Origin of the sequence: Mesorhizobium sp. B264B1B, from assembly GCF_020165765.1 — a bacterium.
Classification (GTDB): Bacteria; Pseudomonadota; Alphaproteobacteria; order Rhizobiales; family Rhizobiaceae; genus Mesorhizobium.
Map to the genome: position 1 here is coordinate 265,902 of NZ_JAIUIS010000005.1, position 17,996 is coordinate 283,897.

Annotated in this window: 13 protein-coding genes; 9 read left to right on the forward strand and 4 right to left on the reverse strand. The window is 62.9% G+C overall.

All coding sequences use genetic code 11. The features are described 5' to 3' along the window. Complete coding sequence (gene cysN / locus LB547_RS12840; protein WP_181167193.1) at nucleotides 1-1,938, forward strand: sulfate adenylyltransferase subunit CysN; 1,938 nt, start codon at nucleotides 1-3, stop codon at nucleotides 1,936-1,938. A 10-nt stretch (nucleotides 1,939-1,948) separates the two neighbouring features. Continuing rightward, the gene (cysQ, locus tag LB547_RS12845) at nucleotides 1,949-2,740 is read left to right on the forward strand and encodes a 3'(2'),5'-bisphosphate nucleotidase CysQ (protein WP_181165144.1); all 792 of its coding nucleotides are present in this window, start codon (nucleotides 1,949-1,951) and stop codon (nucleotides 2,738-2,740) included. Between the two features lie 10 nt (nucleotides 2,741-2,750). Here cysQ and LB547_RS12850 read toward each other — a convergent pair whose 3' ends face one another. From LB547_RS12850 to LB547_RS12865, 4 genes are all read right to left on the reverse strand, one after another. Beyond that, nucleotides 2,751-3,893, reverse strand: a complete 1,143-nt coding sequence (locus LB547_RS12850; RefSeq protein ID WP_140762633.1) for a DegT/DnrJ/EryC1/StrS family aminotransferase — start codon at nucleotides 3,891-3,893, stop codon at nucleotides 2,751-2,753. Between the two features lie 493 nt (nucleotides 3,894-4,386). Continuing rightward, the gene (locus LB547_RS12855) at nucleotides 4,387-5,310 is read right to left on the reverse strand and encodes a carbohydrate kinase family protein (protein ID WP_140494831.1); all 924 of its coding nucleotides are present in this window, start codon (nucleotides 5,308-5,310) and stop codon (nucleotides 4,387-4,389) included. Then, nucleotides 5,307-5,753: an RbsD/FucU family protein gene (locus LB547_RS12860; protein ID WP_140514913.1), complete on the reverse strand. Its 447-nt coding sequence runs from the start codon at nucleotides 5,751-5,753 to the stop codon at nucleotides 5,307-5,309. The genes LB547_RS12855 and LB547_RS12860 overlap by 4 nt, the downstream gene beginning before the upstream one ends. Then, nucleotides 5,754-6,980, reverse strand: coding sequence for an ROK family transcriptional regulator (locus tag LB547_RS12865; RefSeq protein ID WP_140762630.1), 1,227 nt, complete (start codon nucleotides 6,978-6,980; stop codon nucleotides 5,754-5,756). A gap of 269 nt (nucleotides 6,981-7,249) precedes the next feature. On the opposite strand from LB547_RS12865, the gene LB547_RS12870 reads away from it, so the two are divergent. From LB547_RS12870 to glgA, 7 genes are all read left to right on the forward strand, one after another. Continuing rightward, a complete protein-coding gene (locus LB547_RS12870) occupies nucleotides 7,250-8,227 on the forward strand; it encodes a sugar ABC transporter substrate-binding protein (RefSeq protein ID WP_404927863.1) in 978 nt (325 codons plus the stop codon). Nucleotides 8,228-8,383: 156 nt separating this feature from the next. After that, nucleotides 8,384-9,445 carry an ABC transporter permease gene (locus tag LB547_RS12875; protein ID WP_140494823.1) on the forward strand — a complete coding sequence of 354 codons (1,062 nt, stop codon included), beginning with the start codon at nucleotides 8,384-8,386 and terminating at the stop codon, nucleotides 9,443-9,445. Continuing rightward, on the forward strand, nucleotides 9,442-10,224 hold the full coding sequence (locus LB547_RS12880) for an ATP-binding cassette domain-containing protein (RefSeq protein WP_140495053.1): 783 nt from the start codon (nucleotides 9,442-9,444) through the stop codon (nucleotides 10,222-10,224). Before LB547_RS12875 ends, LB547_RS12880 begins: the two co-directional genes overlap by 4 nt. A 132-nt stretch (nucleotides 10,225-10,356) precedes the next feature. Beyond that, a complete protein-coding gene (locus LB547_RS12885; RefSeq protein ID WP_140762627.1) occupies nucleotides 10,357-12,825 on the forward strand; it encodes a glycogen/starch/alpha-glucan phosphorylase in 2,469 nt (822 codons plus the stop codon). Nucleotides 12,826-12,929: 104 nt separating this feature from the next. After that, nucleotides 12,930-15,176 (forward strand): 1,4-alpha-glucan branching protein GlgB, encoded by a 2,247-nt coding sequence (glgB, locus tag LB547_RS12890; protein ID WP_140494818.1) that lies wholly within the window; start codon nucleotides 12,930-12,932, stop codon nucleotides 15,174-15,176. Between the two features lie 3 nt (nucleotides 15,177-15,179). Next, nucleotides 15,180-16,454, forward strand: a complete 1,275-nt coding sequence (gene glgC / locus LB547_RS12895) for a glucose-1-phosphate adenylyltransferase (protein WP_140762624.1) — start codon at nucleotides 15,180-15,182, stop codon at nucleotides 16,452-16,454. 96 nt (nucleotides 16,455-16,550) lie between these two features. After that, nucleotides 16,551-17,996 (forward strand): glycogen synthase GlgA, encoded by a 1,446-nt coding sequence (glgA, locus tag LB547_RS12900; RefSeq protein ID WP_140762620.1) that lies wholly within the window; start codon nucleotides 16,551-16,553, stop codon nucleotides 17,994-17,996.

Sequence of the window (17,996 nt, forward strand, 5' to 3'; positions counted from 1 at the left end):
ATGCGCCACATCATGGCAAAGAGCCTCGCACCTACCGACGGCGTCCGCGATTATCTGGCGGCGCAGGAGAAGAAATCGCTGCTGCGCTTCCTCACCTGCGGCTCCGTCGACGATGGCAAGTCGACGCTGATCGGCCGCCTGCTCTCGGACACCAAGCAGATTTTCGAGGACCAGCTCGCCGCGCTCGAACGCGATTCGCGCAAGCACGGCACGACCGGCGACGACATCGATTTCGCACTGCTTGTCGACGGTCTCGAAGCCGAGCGCGAACAAGGCATCACCATCGACGTCGCCTATCGCTTCTTCGCCACGCCAAAGCGCAAATTCATTGTCGCCGACACGCCCGGCCACGAGCAGTACACGCGTAACATGGCGACCGGCGCGTCCACCGCCGACCTGGCAATCGTGCTGATCGATGCGCGGCAAGGCGTGCTGCGCCAGACCAGGCGCCACTCGATCATCGCCTCGCTGCTCGGCATCCGCCATATCGTGCTGGCCGTCAACAAGATCGATCTCGTCGATTTCGACCAGGCGGTCTTCGACCGGATCACGCAGGACTATCTGCAATTTTCGCGCGATCTCGGCTTTGAGACCATCGTGCCGATCCCGATGTCGGCGCGCTACGGCGACAACGTCACCGGCCGCTCCGACAGGATGGAATGGTATTCCGGCCCGACGCTGATCGAACATCTCGAAACCGTTTCGGTCGACGAGGCCGCGGCCGAGCTGCCGTTCCGTTTTCCGGTGCAGTACGTCAACCGCCCCAATCTCGATTTTCGCGGCTTCGCCGGAACGATCGCCTCGGGCGCGATCTCGCAAGGCGACGAGGTCGTCGTCGCCAAATCGGGCAAATCCTCCCGCGTCAGACGCATCGTCGCGCAGGGTGGCGACCTCGCCCAGGCGGTTGCCGGCCAGGCCATCACGCTTGTCCTCGATGACGAGGTCGAGATTTCCCGGGGCAACATGCTGGTGGCGCCTGCGGCACGCCCGCAGGTCGCCGACCAGTTCGCCGCCAACATCGTCTGGTTCGACGAACATGCGCTGTTGCCGGGCCGCTCCTATATCCTGCGCACCGAGACCGACCAGACCAGCGCTACCGTCACCGATTTGAAATATCGGGTCAATGTCAATGACTTTGCCCGTGAAGCTGCCAAGTCGCTCGAGATGAACGAAGTGGGCATCTGCAACATCTCGACGCGCACGCCGATCGCTTTCGACACCTTCGCCGAGAACCGTACAACCGGCGCGTTCATCCTGATCGACCGCATCAGCAACGCCACGGTCGGCGCCGGCATGATCCTGCATTCGCTGCGCCGTGCCGAGAACATCCATTGGCAATCGCTCGATGTCGGCAAGCGGGTACGTGCCGACATCAAGAACCAGCGGCCCGCCGTGTTCTGGTTCACCGGGCTGTCGGGCTCGGGCAAATCGACCATCGCCAACCTGTTCGAGAAGAAGCTGTTTGCCTCCGGGCGCCATACCTACATTCTCGACGGCGACAATGTCCGCCACGGCCTCAACCGGGATCTCGGCTTTACCGACGCCGACCGCGTCGAAAACATCCGCCGCGTCGCCGAAGTGGCCCGCCTCATGGCCGATGCAGGGCTGATCGTCATCGTTTCCTTCATTTCGCCTTTCAGCGCCGAGCGGCGCATGGCCCGCGAATTGATGGCCGAAGGCGAGTTCGTCGAAGTGTTCGTCGACACGCCGTTCGAGGAATGCGCCAGGCGTGACCCGAAAGGCCTCTACGCCCGCGCGCTCAATGGCGAGATCAAGAATTTCACCGGTGTCGACTCGCCTTACGAAGCGCCGGAAAAACCGGAAATCCATCTGAAGACGCTCGGCAAATCGGCCGAGGAGATGGTAGATGCCCTGGAACACTGGCTGAACGAGCGTGACATTGCCGAAGACCAATACGACAATGGCGGCGGCATCTGACGACAGGTCAATGCTCGAAATTTTCGAGGGGCTCGCTTTGGCGGCCGGCCGCGAGGTCATGCGTGTGTTCCACGCCGGCTGCGCGGTCGACCAGAAATCAGATTCCTCGCCGGTGACCGAGGCGGACCGCGAGAGCGAGAAGATCATTCTGGCCGGATTGCGTGCGGCCTTTCCCGACATTCCCTGCGTGGCCGAGGAGGAAGCATCCGCCGGCATCGTGCCGCCGGACCTGGACGGGGCTTTCTTCCTGATCGATCCGCTGGACGGCACCAAGGAATTCGTCAATCGCCGCACCGATTTCACCGTCAACATCGCGCTTGTCCGCCACGGCGTGCCGGAAGTCGGCGTCGTTTTCGCGCCCTGCACGGGCCGGTTCTTTTCCGGGCTGCCGGGCAAGGCGGAATTCCTCGAAATAGATGGCGACTTCCGCATCGTCTCTCGCCGGCCGATTTCGGTGAGGGCGGCTGCGACGCCGCTGGCGGTGGTTGCGAGCCGCTCCCACAACACGCCCGAAACCGAAGCCTATATTCGTGACCTAGGCATCGCCGAGATCGTCTCTGTCGGCTCGTCGCTGAAATTCTGTCTGGTCGCCAATGGCGAGGCGGACATTTATCCGCGCTTCGGTCGTACCATGGAGTGGGATACCGCAGCCGGCGATGCCGTGCTGCGCGCCGCGGGCGGCATCACGCGCACGTTGGATGGACAGCCCTTGATGTATGGCAAGCGAGACCAGGGCGGCGATGCGGATTTTGCCAATCCGCATTTCATCGCCAGCGGCAGGGCAGGGGCAAGCTCCGCCTGAAGTCGGCTGGTTACTCGGCCGCGGCCTGCGCCGAGTTCGATCCGATATAGTTGCGGATCGTCTCGATGATCCGGTCCTGATCGGCTTCGCTGAGATAGGGATGCATCGGCAGGCACAGGATGCGCTTGGGCAATTGCTCGGATACGGCAAGGCCGGTCGGCGTTCTCGGATAGTCGCGATAGGCGATCTGCTCGTGCAGCGGCTTCACATAGTAGATGACCGACGGAATGCCTTTTTCGCCGAGATGCGCCTTCAGCCCGTCGCGCTTGGGCGTCTCGATGGCGTATTGCGCCCAGGCCGAGCGGCTGCCGTCCAGGTTGCGGGCTGCCGTGACGACATCAGCAAGCCCTTCGGCATAACGGTTCGCCACCATTTGCCGGGCAACCATCTCGTCCTCGAGAATGGCGAGCTTTTCGATCAGGATCGCGGCCTGCAGCGTGTCGAGCCGTGAATTGATGCCGACCCGGATGTTGTCATATTGCGTCTCGCCCTTGCCGTGGAAGGCGAAGGAGCGCAGCTTGTCGGCCAAGGCGTCGTCGTTGGTGAACATCGCTCCGCCGTCGCCGTAGCAGCCGAGCGGCTTCGCCGGATAGAAACTGGTCGAGCCGACCGTGCCTAACGACCCGCACATCTTGCCGTCCGCCGAACCGCCCATTGATTGGGCGGCATCCTCGATCACCATCAGGCCTTCTCGGTGGGCGATCGCCATGATGGCATCGTAGTCGGCGGCAAGGCCGAAGAGGTCGACCGGAATGATCGCCCTGGGCTTCAGCCGGCCTTCTTTCTTGATCATCGTGATCGCCGCCTCGAGGCTGGCGATGTCGATGTTGTAGGTCTTGGGATCGACGTCGACGAAAACCGGCTCGGCCTTGGCCAGCGCCACCACTTCCGCCGTGGCGGCAAAGGTGAAGCTCGGAACGAACACGGCATCGCCCGGGCCGATCCCGGCGGCGAACAGCGGCAAAAGCAGTGCGTCGGTGCCGTTGGCGCAGGCCACGACGTGCTTGACGCCGACATAGGCGGCGAGCTTTTTCTCGAATTCGGCTACCTGGGGACCGAGGATATAGCGGCCGTCCTCAACGACATGGTCGATCGCGGCCCTCAGCCGGTCGCGGATTCGTTCGCGCTGTGCGCCAAGATCGATGAACTGCATGTCGTCCTCAAACGATTTTAACCGGGCGGTCTAGCCTCGACCCGCTGGTATCAGAATTGCGCCTGCCGAGAAAGCCGGGCGCGCGGAGCGACAAATTGCCCGGTCGTGGCAGTCTGTTACCGCATTTTCCGGTGTCGGTCAGCCGGATGCCGGAAATCCGGGATTCGTGCGGCGCAATTACGGCCTTATAACCCCAGAGTCGACCCTGCTAAACATAAAGTGATCGGCCGGCTCAATCCATGTTGGGCCTTACCACGGCCCGAACTTGGGTCAGCCAAGGCCTGAGAACGGCCAGTCCGCAGTGCGGCAGCTATCCGAAGATAGGAATTTTTTCTTGACGGGGTGAAGGCAACTATGCTAGATATTTGCCTATGGTGCTGAGTTGCGCCAAGGACCCGCCGCACAGGCGGGTTTCTTTACTACCTCATCAACAGCGCGCCGGCGAAGGTTCCAAGGAACCTGTTAATTCGGATTCGTTCCTCTGGCGCGCCACTCAGGCGATCTCATGGCGCCAGGGCGGATTGGCGCCGGCCCGCGATACCGTCACCGCCGCCGCTTTGGCGCCGAGTGTCAGGGCCGCACGGATGGCGTCCTCGGAAAGGCCTGAAATCGCCGCTTTCGTTAGCCGGCCCTGCTCATGCAGCGAGGCGAGGATGCCGGCATTGAACGTATCACCGGCGCCGACCGTATCGACCACCTCGACTTTTCGCGGCGTTACGCTGACTGTGTGGTCCCTGGTGTAGCCGACGGCGCCTTCGCTGCCATGGGTGACGACGATCAGCTTGGGTCCGCGGTCGAGCCAGTTGCGCACGACGTCCTCGTGCGAGCCGGCTTCGTCGAACCAGTGAAGATCTTCATCCGAGAGTTTCACGATATCGGCCATCGCCATCATCTCGCGGATACGCTTCAGATGCTTTGCCTTGTCCGGGATGAAGTTCGGCCGGATGTTGGGGTCGAGCATCATGACGCGACGACCATGCTCGCGCTTCATCAATTCCTCGTAGGCGGCCCCCGCCGGGTCCGAAATAAGGCTGATGGCGCCGAACAGCATGGCCTCGATCTCCGGACCAAGTTGCGGCAGATCCTCGCCGGTCAGCATGCGCCCGGCGGTGTTCTCGTCGTAGAAAGTGTAGGTTGCCTGGCCATCGTTCAGCCGCACGAAGGCGAGCGTCGTCGGCCGGGGCGAAGTGTGCGCATAGGTGGAACTGACCTTGCTCGCCCCGAGCGCTTCGCGGAGCTGGCCGCCGAACAGGTCCGACGACAGGCCCGAGAAGAAGCTGGCAGGAGCGCCCAGCCGGCCGAGCGCAATGGCGGTGTTGAACACCGCGCCGCCGACATAGGGTGCGAAGGCCCGTTCTCCCTCCGTCGTCGTGCGCGGCAGCATATCGATCAGGGCCTCGCCGCAGCAAAGGATCATTGTCTTGTCGTCTCCGGCGGATGGATCACGCCCTTGCGGATGATGATGTTGGCGTAGAGCCTGGGTTCGCTGGTCGCGACGATGGCGTGCGCGGCCCTGACGCGTGCATAGAAGTCGGCACCGGCCAGCGCAACCACCTTGCGCCCGGGCGCGCGTTTTGCACACAGCACTTCGATTTCATGATGCACGGGATCGGCGAGCGAGGGGTCGCCCTTGGCCGAGGCGCGAAACAGCGCCTCCGGCACGACGTCATCGACGGGCAGCACGCTCAATATGGCGTCCAGCACCGGAATGAGATGGTGGCCGTCGGCCCGCACCAGCCGCTTTGCCTGCTCTTCGGCCGGGTAGTTTCCATCGACCAGGGCGATTTCGTCGCCATGCCCCATCGCACGCAGGATCGCCAGAAGCTCCGGACCGAGCAGCGCCGGAATTCCGATCAGCATTCAGATGCTCCTGGAAATCGTGGTCGAACCGATCAGGAAGCGCTCGGATAGTGGCAGGCTGGCGCCCCCGAGAGCGCGCGCGTGAATACCGACGGTGCCTTCGCGGACGTTTGGCAGTTTCAATCCCTCGGCATCGACCGTGTCGATGGTTGCGATGACGGCGTCGACCAGCCTGCGGCGCACCTGCGTCGGCATCCAGCCGTCGATCACCGCCGCCTCGAAGTCGATGACGGACGATGCCGCGACGATGGCATAGGCGAGCGCCCGCGAGGCGTTTGTAATCCAGTCGTCGAGCTCGACGCCGATCTCGCCCCAGTCCTCGGGCGACGTCCACAGATGCGAAGCCTCGACGCCACGTGCATTGAGCGCTTTTTCGAGCATGGCGATCGAAGCCACGTCGATCAATTGGGTCGGCTTTCCCTCCGGTCCGGGCACCGGCATGGAGCCCAGCGCGCCGGCGTTGCCGGTCGGGCCGCCAAAGAGCCGCCCGTTGAGGACGATGCCGCCGCCGGCAAAGGCGCCGATATAGAAATAGACGAAATCACGCGGGGCGCCTGCCTGGCCGAAGACCAGTTCCGCGCCGCAGGCCGAAGTGGCGTCGTTCTGCAGATAGACCGGAAAATCGCATTGCGCCTGGATGTCGGCGCGGATATCGCGATGGCGCCATTCGTCCATGACGTCGCGCGGCGCGCCGGCGGTATCGGCCCAGTTCCAGAGCTCGAACGGCATGGCGATGCCGAGTCCCGCTATGCGTTTGTCCTGCGCGGGCGAAAGCTCGCCACGCATCTTCTTCATGCCTGATGTGACGAATTCCACCGTCTCGCGCGGGGCAGGGTAGCGGTAGGAATGCTGCAGCATCGAACGTACATTGCCGAGGAAATCGATCAGCACGAGTTCGGCGCTGCGGCGGCCGATCTTCAGGCCGATGAAGAACGCGCCTTCGGGATTGAGCGCCATGGGGATGGAGGGCTGGCCGATCTTGCCGCGCAGCGGCGCCTGCCGCAGCAGCAGGCTTTCCTCCTCGAGCTCGCGCATGATCACGGAGACGGTTTGCGCCGACAGTCCGGTCATGCGGGCGATGTCGGACTTCGCCAGGCTGCCATGCTGGCGCACCAGCGACAGCACCAGCCGCTCATTGTGGTCCCGCATGCCGCTCTGGTTGGTACCACGGTGAATAAGGCTCTCATTCGCCTCGGGCGAACCATGCCTGGCAGTGGCCGTCTCCACCCCTGTTCCTCCCGTCATTTCCCCTCGAGGCTTTTGGAACAGAATGTGCGAACGGCGCAAGGCTGTCAATAATAAATAAGAGTGATTTAATTATTGACAGAGAGATTGGTCTGGTGTCATTTGAGGCAGGCATCCCCACCGGGAGAGGTTGCTTGGATGCCGTACGGATGCCGGTTGGCCGGCATCCGGAATGTTCCACTGGGAGGAAAATCGTGACCAATACAAAACTGTTGAAGTCCACCGTTTTTGCGGCGGCCGCTCTGGGCCTGATGGCATTCGCCTCGTCCGCATCCGCGGCCGGTGTCGGCGCCTGCCTGATCACCAAGACCGACACCAATCCCTTCTTTGTCAAGATGAAGGAGGGTGCGACCGCCAAGGCCAAGGAGCTTGGTGTCGACCTCAAGACTTATGCCGGCAAGATCGACGGCGACAGCGAAAGCCAGGTCGCGGCGATCGAGAGCTGCATCGCCGACGGCGCCAAGGGCATCCTCATTACCGCGTCCGACACCAAGGGCATCGTGCCGACCGTGAAGAAGGCGCGTGACGCCGGCCTGCTGGTGATCGCGCTCGACACGCCGCTCGATCCGATCGACGCCGCCGACGCGACCTTTGCCACCGACAATTTGGAGGCCGGCAAGCTGATCGGCGCCTGGGCCGCCGCGACGCTCGGCGACAAGGCCAAGGACGCCAAGATCGGCTTTCTCGACCTGACCCCCTCGCAACCGACCGTGGACGTGCTGCGCGACCAGGGCTTCATGATGGGCTACGGCATCGACGTGAAGGATCCTAACAAGATCGGCGACGAGGATGACGCGCGCATCGTCGGCCATGACGTCACCAACGGCAATGAGGAGGGCGGCCGCAAGGCGATGGAGAACCTTCTGCAGAAGGACAACACCATCAACGTCATCCACACCATCAACGAGCCGGCCGCGGTCGGCGCCTATCAGGCGCTCAAGGCCGTCGGCCTGGAAAGCCAGGTGCTGATCGTCTCCGTTGATGGCGGCTGCCCCGGCGTGAAGTCGGTGGCCGAAGGCGTCATCGGCGCGACATCGCAGCAATATCCGCTGCAGATGGCGGCGCTCGGCATCGAGGCCATCGCCAACTTCGCCAAGGACGGCACCAAGCCGAAGCCGACCGAAGGCAAGAACTTCTTCGACACCGGCGTCAATCTGGTGACCGACAAGCCGGCCAATGGCGTGAAGTCCATCGACACCAAGGAAGGCCTCGCCAAGTGCTGGGGCTGATGCCGGTCTGACTGGCAACGAAAAACGGAGCGGCCGGACTTGATCCCCGGCCGCTTCGGGTGGACGATGGTCGCGTGACCGCGAACAATCCCGGCAGGAGACTGGAAAGGCGTGGACGGGTGTCGCCGCGTGGCTGATACCCTACGGGGAGGAAACATGTCTCAAGCTCAGGAATTCGAGAAGGTTCTCTCAGGCAGCGACACGAGCGTTGCCGCGTTTGACGAGCATAAATCGGCGGTCAGACGCATCCAGCATTTTCTGCATTCGACGCCAGCCGCGGTGCCGCTGATCGTTCTGGTCCTGGCGATCATCGTGTTCGGCCTCACCATTGGCGGGCGTTTCTTCTCGTCCTACACGCTGACGCTGATCCTGCAGCAGATCGCCATCGTCGGCATTCTGGGTGCCGCCCAGACCCTGGTCATCCTCACCGCCGGCATCGACCTTTCGATTGGCGTCATCATGGTGATTTCGGCCGTGATCATGGGCAATTGCGCCGTCAGCTACGGCCTGCCGAGCGTCCTTGCCGTAGCGATCGGACTTGCCGCGGGTGCTGCCTGCGGGCTGCTCAACGGGGTGCTTGTCGCCTACATGAAACTGCCGCCATTCATCGTGACACTCGGCACCTGGAACATCGTCATGGCGACGAACTTCATTTATTCGGCCAATGAGACGATCCGCGACACCGACGTCGATGTTCAGGCGCCGCTGCTGCATCTGTTCGCGCTCAGCTTCAAGGTCGGCACCGCTGTGCTGACGGCCGGCGTGATTGCGATGGTCGCGCTCGTGCTGCTCCTTTGGTACGTGCTCAATCACACGGCATGGGGCCGCCATGTCTACGCTGTCGGCGACGACCAGGAGGCGGCGAAACTGTCGGGTATCCAGACCAAGAAGGTGCTCATGACGGTCTATACCCTGGCCGGGCTGATCGCCGCTTTCGCCGCCTGGGTCTCCATCGGTCGCAATGGGTCGATCTCGCCGTCGGCCGCCGTGACCGACTACAATCTGCAGGCGATTACCGCCACGGTGATCGGCGGTATTTCTCTTTTCGGCGGCCGCGGCTCGATCCTCGGCACGCTGTTCGGCGCGATGATCGTCGGTGTCGTCTCCATGGGCCTCAACATGCTGGGTGCCGATCCGCAATGGAAGGTGCTGCTCACCGGCGTGCTGATCATCGGCGCCGTGGCGGTCGATCAATGGATCAGAAAGGTTTCGGCATGACCCAGGACCCTATCCTCACCGCTCGCGGACTGGTCAAGCGCTACGGCCGCGTCACCGCCTTGGACAATGCCGATTTCGACCTCTACCCCGGCGAAATCCTCGCTGTTATCGGCGACAACGGCGCCGGCAAGTCGTCGCTCATCAAGGCGATTTCAGGCGCTGTGGTGCCCGATGAAGGCGAAATCCGGCTTGAGGGCAAACCGGTCGCCTTCAAGTCGCCCATGGAGGCCCGCGAAGCCGGCATCGAGACCGTCTACCAGAATCTGGCGCTGTCGCCGGCGCTGTCGATCGCCGACAACATGTTTCTCGGCCGCGAGATCCGCAAGCCCGGCTTTGTCGGCCAATGGCTTCGCATGCTCGACCGTCCGGCGATGGAAAAGCGCGCCCGCGACAAGCTGACTGAACTCGGCCTGATGACCATCCAGAACATCAGCCAGGCGGTGGAGACGCTATCCGGCGGCCAGCGCCAGGGCGTGGCAGTGGCGCGCGCCGCCGCTTTCGGCTCTAAGATGGTTATCATGGACGAGCCGACGGCAGCACTTGGCGTCAAGGAAAGCCGCCGCGTGCTGGAACTCATCCTCGACGTGAAGAAGCGGGGCCTGCCGATCGTGCTGATCTCGCACAACATGCCGCATGTCTTCGAAGTGGCAGACCGCATCCACATCCATCGGCTGGGTCGTCGGCTGTGCGTCATCGATCCCAAACAACATACAATGTCCGATGCCGTCGCATTCATGACCGGGGCAAAGACGCCGCCGGAGGCGGCGCTGGCGGCCTGAACTGCCAAATTGCCGCTGGGTAAGTCGCCTCCGGCTTACTTAAATCGATTGAACGTTTGCTGCAATGCGGTAGCATGGGCTGGGATGAATGATGAAAGCCGGTATGATCGTGGCAACCGCACGAGAGGCAGCATGACGCGCACGATGACATCCGACCCCCTCCCGCCACTACTTGAAAATCCCGACCCCAAGACGCTCGCAAGGGAAGTCTTGATGGCCCTCAAATACAGGGTCGGCAAGGACACCACCGTCGCCACCCAGTACGATTGGCTGACCGCCTCGATCAAGGTCGTGCGCGACCGCATCGTCGATCGCTGGATGCAGGCGACGAAAGAGGCCTACGCCCAGCAGGAAAAGCGCGTCTATTACCTCTCGCTGGAGTTCCTCATCGGCCGCCTGATGCGTGACGCCTTCTCCAATCTCGGCCTGATGGAGAACATGCGCGAGGCGTTGTCGTCGCTGGGTGTGGAACTCGACCTCATCGCCACGCTCGAGCCGGATGCAGCACTTGGCAATGGCGGCCTCGGCCGGCTCGCCGCCTGCTTCATGGAAAGCATGGCCACCGTCGATATTCCCGCGCATGGCTACGGTATCCGCTACGCCAACGGCATGTTCCGCCAGGAGATACATGACGGCTGGCAGGTAGAATTGCCCGAGACTTGGCTCGATCACGGTAACCCCTGGGAGTTCGAACGCCGCGAACGGTCGTTCGAGGTCGGGTTCGGCGGCTCGGTGGAATCGGTCACCACCAGGGATGGCCGGCTGGAACGCCATGTCTGGAAGCCGACCGAGCATGTGCTGGCCGTCGCCTACGACACACCCGTCGTGGGCTGGCGGGGGAACCGCGTCAACACCTTGCGGCTTTGGTCGGGCATGCCGGTCGATCCGATTCTGCTCGACAAGTTCAATGCTGGCGACCACATCGGCGCACTCGCCGAAAGCAACAAGGCCGACGCGTTGTCGCGCGTGCTCTATCCCGCCGATTCCCACATGGCAGGGCAGGAACTCAGGCTGCGGCAGGAATATTTTTTCTCCACCGCCTCTTTGCAGGACATCGTGCAGCGGCATCTCAGTCAATATGGCGACCTGAAGTCGCTGCCCGACAAGGCGGCAATACACCTCAACGACACCCATCCGGCGATCGCCGTGCCGGAGCTGATGCGCCTCCTGATGGACGTCCACGGCATGGATTTCGACCGGGCCTGGGACACCACCAAACGCACCTTCGGCTATACCAACCACACGCTGCTGCCGGAGGCGCTGGAAAGCTGGCCGGTGCCGCTGTTCGAGCGGCTTTTGCCGCGCCATATGCAGATCGTCTACGCCATCAACGCGCAGGTGCTGCTCGAGGCGCGCGCCACCAATCAGTTCTCCGGCGAGCAGATCAGCCGCATCTCGCTGATCCAGGAGAATGGCGACCGCCGCGTGCGCATGGGCAATCTCGCCTTCGTCGGTTCGCATTCGATCAACGGCGTCTCGGCGCTGCATACCGAGCTGATGAAGGAAACGGTATTCGCCGACCTGCACACGCTCTACCCCGACCGCATCAACAACAAGACCAACGGCATCACGCCGCGGCGCTGGCTGATCCAGTGCAACCCAGGTCTGACCGCACTCGCCCGCGAGGCGATCGGCGACCGCTTCCTGGATGACATCGAGGCCATCAAGGGGCTCGATGCCTTTGCCGACGATACCGCTTTCCGCGAAAAATTCGCCGGCGTGAAGCGGCAGAACAAGGTGAAGTTGGCCAATCTCGTCGCCGACCGGCTCGGTATCAGGCTTGATCCCTCGGCGCTGTTCGACATCCAGGTCAAGCGCATCCACGAATACAAGCGCCAACTCCTGAACATCCTCGAGGCGGTCGCGCTCTACGACCAGATCCGCTCGCATCCGGAGCGCGACTGGATGCCGCGCGTGAAATTCTTCGGCGGCAAGGCGGCGCCCAGCTACCACAATGCCAAGCTGATCATCAAACTGGCCAACGACGTCGCCAGGGTCATCAACCGCGATCCGGCCGTTCGCGGCTTGCTCAAGGTGGTGTTCGTGCCGAACTACAATGTCAGCCTCGCCGAGATCATGATGCCGGCTGCCGACCTTTCCGAGCAGATCTCGACCGCCGGCATGGAGGCTTCGGGCACCGGCAACATGAAGTTCGCGCTGAACGGCGCGCTGACCATTGGCACGCTCGACGGCGCCAATGTCGAAATCAAGGAATGCGTCGGCGACGACAACATCTTCATCTTCGGCCTGACCACGGCGGAGGTCACCGAGCGCCGCAACAATGGCTACGATCCGCGTGGCGTCATCGAGGCATCGCCCGAACTGTCGCAGGCGCTCGCGGCCGTTTCATCGGGCGTCTTTTCGCCCGATGATCCCAACCGCTACCGCGATCTCATCAATGGTCTCTACGACAGCGACTGGTTCATGGTCGCGGCGGATTTCGACGCCTATGCCGCTTGCCAGCGAGACGTCGATGCCGTCTGGCGCAACAGTCCGGACTGGTACGCCAGGGCAATCCGCAACGTCGCGCGCGTCGGCTGGTTCTCTTCCGATCGCACGATCCGCCAATACGCGAAAGACATCTGGAACGTACCTGCCTGATGTGATTGCATGAGGCCACGAACGATGTAGTCCGGGGTGTGAGTTCAAACGCCGAATTTATACCTTAAAACAAACATTTGGTGCCCGGGGAGGGACACTGCCCGATGAGGAAACCGCGCGCGACCGCTGCGACAAGCGGGCCGGACGGATCGGCCCCGGCCAGCGATGTCGCGGCGATTGTCGCCGGCACGCACGGCAATCCGTTTGCGGTCCTCGGCGTCCATGAGGTGGGCAAGAACCTGTTTGCCCGCTGTTTCGTTCCGCATGCGGAGTTCGTCACCGCCTATACGCTGACCGGCATGATTGCTGGTGAACTGTCCAGGCGTGACGATGGCGGCTTTTTCGAAGGCAAGCTGTCGATCAAGAAGCGCCAGCCATTGCGCTATCACGCCAGGAATGCCGGGGGCGACTGGTGGTTGACGGATCCCTATTCTTTTGGCCCGGTGCTCGGTCCGATGGACGATTACTACATTGCCGAGGGCTCGCATCTGAGGCTGTTCGACAAGCTCGGCGCGCATGTCATCGAGCACGAAGGCGCCACCGGAGTGCATTTCGCCGTCTGGGCCCCCAATGCAAGGCGCGTCTCGGTGGTCGGCGATTTCAACGACTGGGACGGCCGCCGCCATTCGATGCGCGACCGCCGCGACACCGGCATCTGGGAGGTATTCATCCCCGATATCGGCGCCGGCAGGCCCTACAAGTACGAGATCATCGGCCCCGATGGCGTGAGATTGCCGCTGAAGGCCGATCCGTTTGCCTTCAAGTCCGAACTGCGCCCGGCGACCGCGTCGGTGACCGCTGCGTCGCCCGCCCATCAATGGGGCGACGAGGCGCATCGCAGTTTCTGGCGCAATGCCGATCCCCGGCGCGAGGCCATCTCCATCTACGAGGTCCATGCCGGCTCCTGGCAGCTTCGCGACGATGGAACGTTTCTGTCATGGGATGAACTGGCCGACCGGCTGATCCCCTATGTCGTCGAGACCGGCTTCACCCACATCGAGTTCATGCCGATCTCCGAACATCCCTATGATCCCTCCTGGGGCTACCAGACGACAGGCCTCTATGCGCCATCGGCGCGCTTTGGCGACCCGGCCGGCTTTGCCCGCTTTGTCGACGGCGCCCACCGTGCCGGCGTCGGCGTCATCCTCGACTGGGTGCCGGCGCATTTTCCGGTCGACGAGCACGGCCTTGTCCATTTCGACGGCACTGCGCTCTACGAGCATGCCGATCCGCGCCAGGGCTTTCATCCCGACTGGAACACCGCGATCTACAATTTCGGCCGCCGCGAGGTGGTGTCGTTCCTGGTCAACAACGCGTTGTTCTGGGCCGAAAAATATCATGTCGACGGCCTGCGCGTCGACGCGGTCGCCTCGATGCTCTACCTCGATTATTCGCGCAAGGCAGGCGAATGGATTCCTAACGAGAAGGGCGGCCGCGAGAACCTCGAGGCGGTCAGCTTCCTGCAGAAGATGAACAAGGAGCTCTACGGCCACCATCCGGGCGTCATGACCATCGCCGAGGAATCGACCTCGTGGCCGAAGGTCTCGGCTCCGGTCCATGAAGGCGGGCTGGGCTTCGGCTTCAAGTGGAACATGGGCTTCATGCACGACACGCTGGAGTATTTCTCCAAGGAGCCGATCTTCCGCAAACACCACCACAACGACCTTACCTTCGGCCTGGTCTATGCCTTCTCGGAGAATTTCGTGCTGCCGCTCTCGCATGACGAGGTCGTGCACGGCAAAGGCACGCTGCTTGGCAAGATGGCCGGCGACGACTGGCAGAAATTCGCGACATTGCGCGCCTACTACGCTTTCATGTGGGGCTACCCCGGCAAGAAGCTGCTGTTCATGGGCCAGGAGTTCGCGCAGCGCCGCGAATGGAGCGAGGCGCGCGCGCTCGACTGGAATCTTCTCGATTTCCGCTCGCATCGCGGTGTCTGGCAGGTGGTGCGCGACCTCAACTATCTCTACCGCTCGCGACCGGCCCTGCACGGCCGCGACTGCGAGCCGGAAGGCTTTTCCTGGCTGATCGTCGACGACAGCCAGAATTCCGTCTTCGCCTGGCTGCGCAGCGCGCCGGGAGGCAATCCGGTCGCGATCATCTCCAATTTCACGCCGGTGCCGCGCGACAACTACCGCGTGCCGCTGCCGAAAGCCGGCACATGGCGCGAGATCATCAACACGGACGCTTCCGAATATGGCGGATCCGGCAAGGGCAATGGCGGCGCCGTCGAAGCGCGGGCGGAGGAAGGGGGCATCTCCGCAACGATGCTCTTGCCGCCGCTGTCGACGATCATGCTTGAACTGGTCGCGGAACAAGCCATGTCGAGACCGGGTAACTTGGGAGGGTAGAAAATGGCAAACTCGAAACGAACCCAGCCGCTGGCCCGCGACGCCATGGCCTATGTGCTGGCCGGCGGGCGCGGCAGCCGCCTCAAGGAACTGACCGACCGGCGCGCCAAGCCGGCGGTCTATTTCGGCGGCAAGACGCGCATCATCGATTTCGCGCTCTCCAACGCCCTCAACTCCGGCATCCGCCGCCTTGGGGTTGCCACCCAATACAAGGCGCATTCGCTGATCCGTCATTTGCAGCGCGGCTGGAACTTCCTGCGGCCCGAACGAAACGAAAGCTTCGATATCCTGCCGGCCAGCCAGCGCGTGTCGGAAACCCAGTGGTATGAAGGCACGGCCGACGCGGTCTACCAGAACATCGACATCATCGAGGCCTATGGCCCCGAATACATGGTCATCCTCGCCGGCGATCACATCTACAAGATGGACTACGAGCTGATGCTGCGCCAGCATGTCGACGCCGGCGCCGATGTCACCGTCGGCTGCCTCGAAGTGCCGCGCATGGAGGCCACGGGCTTCGGCGTCATGCATGTCGATGCCAAGGACAACATCATCGCCTTCGTCGAGAAGCCGGCCGACCCTCCCGGCATTCCAGACAGGCCCGAGTTTGCCCTGGCCTCGATGGGCATCTACGTGTTCAAGACCAAGTTCCTGATGGAGCAGTTGCGCCGCGACGCGGCCGAGCCCGGCTCGAGCCGCGACTTCGGCAAGGACATCATCCCCTATATCGTCGAGCACGGTAAGGCGATCGCCCACCGCTTCGCCAAGTCCTGCGTGCGCTCGACCGCGGAAAATGAGGCCTACTGGCGCGATGTCGGCACCGTCGATGCCTATTGGGAAGCCAATATCGACCTGACCGACGTGACGCCCGAACTCGACCTCTACGATCGCGACTGGCCGATCTGGACCTATGCCGAGTTGAAGCCGCCGGCGAAGTTCGTGCATGACGAGGATGGACGGCGCGGTTCGGCCGTGTCCTCGCTTGTGTCGGGCGACTGCATCGTCTCGGGCGCGACGCTCCGCAAAAGCCTGATCTTCACCGGCGCGCGCATCAATTCCTACTCGACGCTGGAAGAGGTCGTCATGCTGCCCGACGTTCATGTCGGCCGGAACGCAACGTTGAAGCGCGTCGTCATCGACCACGGTGTAAGGATACCGGAAGGGCTGGTGGTCGGTGAGGATCCCGTGCTCGACGCCAAGCGCTTCCGCGTTTCGGAAAAGGGCATCTGCCTGATCACGCAGGACATGATCAACAAGTTGTCAACCCGATCGGGTTGATCAACAAGCTGTCACTTTAGGGTGGTTTGTGCATGTCCTTGCCCAGAACCGCTGCACGGTTTGGGCTACATGCACCAGGAGCGGTTCGGTAAGCGCATGCAGGTTCTGTCGGTCACGCCCGAGATCTTTCCGCTGATCAAGACCGGCGGGCTTGCCGATGTGACCGGCGCGCTGCCCGTCGCGCTGGCCGCCAAAGGCGTGACCATGCGCACGCTTATTCCCGGTTTTCCCATGGTGATGGACGCCTTCAAGAAAAAAAAGTCTGTCTACAAGTATCCGCTGCTGCAGGGCGGCAAGGCTTCGGTCCATTCTGTCCAGCTTGCCGGGCTCGATCTTTTCGTGCTCGATGCGCCGCATCTGTTCGATCGTCCCGGCGGTCCTTATGGCAATGCCGCGGGTGCCGATTGGCCGGACAATTGGCGCCGTTTCGCAGCGCTCAGCCAGGCCGGCGCCGACATCGCCGGCGGTGCCATCTCCGGTTACATGCCCGATATCGTGCATGCCCATGACTGGCAGTCGGCGATGACGCTGGCCTATATGCGCTATGGCAAAGCGGTCGGCACGCCGTCGATGATGACTGTCCACAACCTCGCCTTCCAGGGGCAGTTCGGCGCCGGCATCTTCGGCGAACTCGGACTGCCGACGGCGGCGATGGCGCTTGACGGTGTGGAATATTATGGCGGCGTCGGCTTCCTCAAGGCCGGCCTGCAGGCTGCCTGGGCAATCACCACCGTCAGCCCGACCTATGCGCAAGAAATCCGCTCGCCGGAATTCGGCATGGGTCTCGACGGACTGATCAACATGCGCTCCAGCGATCTCTATGGCATCGTCAACGGCATCGACACCGCCATCTGGAACCCGGAGACCGACAAGCATCTGGTGTCGAACTATACAGCCGCCTCGCTCAAGGCGCGCGCGCCCAACAGGGCCGCTGTCGAGGACCGTTTCGGCCTCGATCGCGACGGTAGCCCGATCGTCTGCGTCGTCAGCCGCCTGACCTGGCAGAAGGGCATGGACATACTGGCGACGGCGGTCGACGGCATCGTTGCGACGGGCGCGCGGCTGGCTATTCTGGGTTCGGGCGATGCCGGCCTCGAAGGCGCGCTGCTCGCCGCCGCCGCACGCCACCGCGGCCGTATAGGCGTCGTCGTGGGCTATGACGAAGGCCTGTCTCACGTCATGCAGGGCGGCTGCGACGCCATCGTCATCCCGTCGCGCTTCGAGCCTTGTGGACTGACGCAGCTTTATGGCCTGCGCTATGGCTGCGTGCCGGTGGTCGCCCGCACCGGGGGGCTCGCCGACACCATCATCGATGCCAACGAGGCGGCGATTGCCGCCGGCGTGGCGACCGGGTTCCAGTTCGCGCCCAGCGACGGCGGCGCGCTGCTTCATGCCATCCGCCGCCTGGCCGAGGCCCATGCCAGCCCCGCGATCTTCGAGGCCATCCAGCGCCAGGGCATGAAGACCGACCTGTCCTGGGACCGAAGCGCTGACAAATACGTTGAACTCTATCGCCTGCTGCTTTCGAAAAGGGTTGCTTGA

Coding starts and splice junctions, on each gene's coding strand:
- cysN (WP_181167193.1), top strand. CDS start 1: ATGCGCCACATCATGGCAAAGAGCCTCGCACCTACCGACGGCGTCCGC.
- cysQ (WP_181165144.1), top strand. CDS start 1,949: ATGCTCGAAATTTTCGAGGGGCTCGCTTTGGCGGCCGGCCGCGAGGTC.
- LB547_RS12850 (WP_140762633.1), bottom strand. CDS start 3,893: ATGCAGTTCATCGATCTTGGCGCACAGCGCGAACGAATCCGCGACCGG.
- LB547_RS12855 (WP_140494831.1), bottom strand. CDS start 5,310: ATGATCCTTTGCTGCGGCGAGGCCCTGATCGATATGCTGCCGCGCACG.
- LB547_RS12860 (WP_140514913.1), bottom strand. CDS start 5,753: ATGCTGATCGGAATTCCGGCGCTGCTCGGTCCGGAGCTTCTGGCGATC.
- LB547_RS12870 (WP_404927863.1), top strand. CDS start 7,250: ATGGCATTCGCCTCGTCCGCATCCGCGGCCGGTGTCGGCGCCTGCCTG.
- LB547_RS12875 (WP_140494823.1), top strand. CDS start 8,384: ATGTCTCAAGCTCAGGAATTCGAGAAGGTTCTCTCAGGCAGCGACACG.
- LB547_RS12880 (WP_140495053.1), top strand. CDS start 9,442: ATGACCCAGGACCCTATCCTCACCGCTCGCGGACTGGTCAAGCGCTAC.
- LB547_RS12885 (WP_140762627.1), top strand. CDS start 10,357: ATGACGCGCACGATGACATCCGACCCCCTCCCGCCACTACTTGAAAAT.
- glgB (WP_140494818.1), top strand. CDS start 12,930: ATGAGGAAACCGCGCGCGACCGCTGCGACAAGCGGGCCGGACGGATCG.
- glgC (WP_140762624.1), top strand. CDS start 15,180: ATGGCAAACTCGAAACGAACCCAGCCGCTGGCCCGCGACGCCATGGCC.
- glgA (WP_140762620.1), top strand. CDS start 16,551: ATGCAGGTTCTGTCGGTCACGCCCGAGATCTTTCCGCTGATCAAGACC.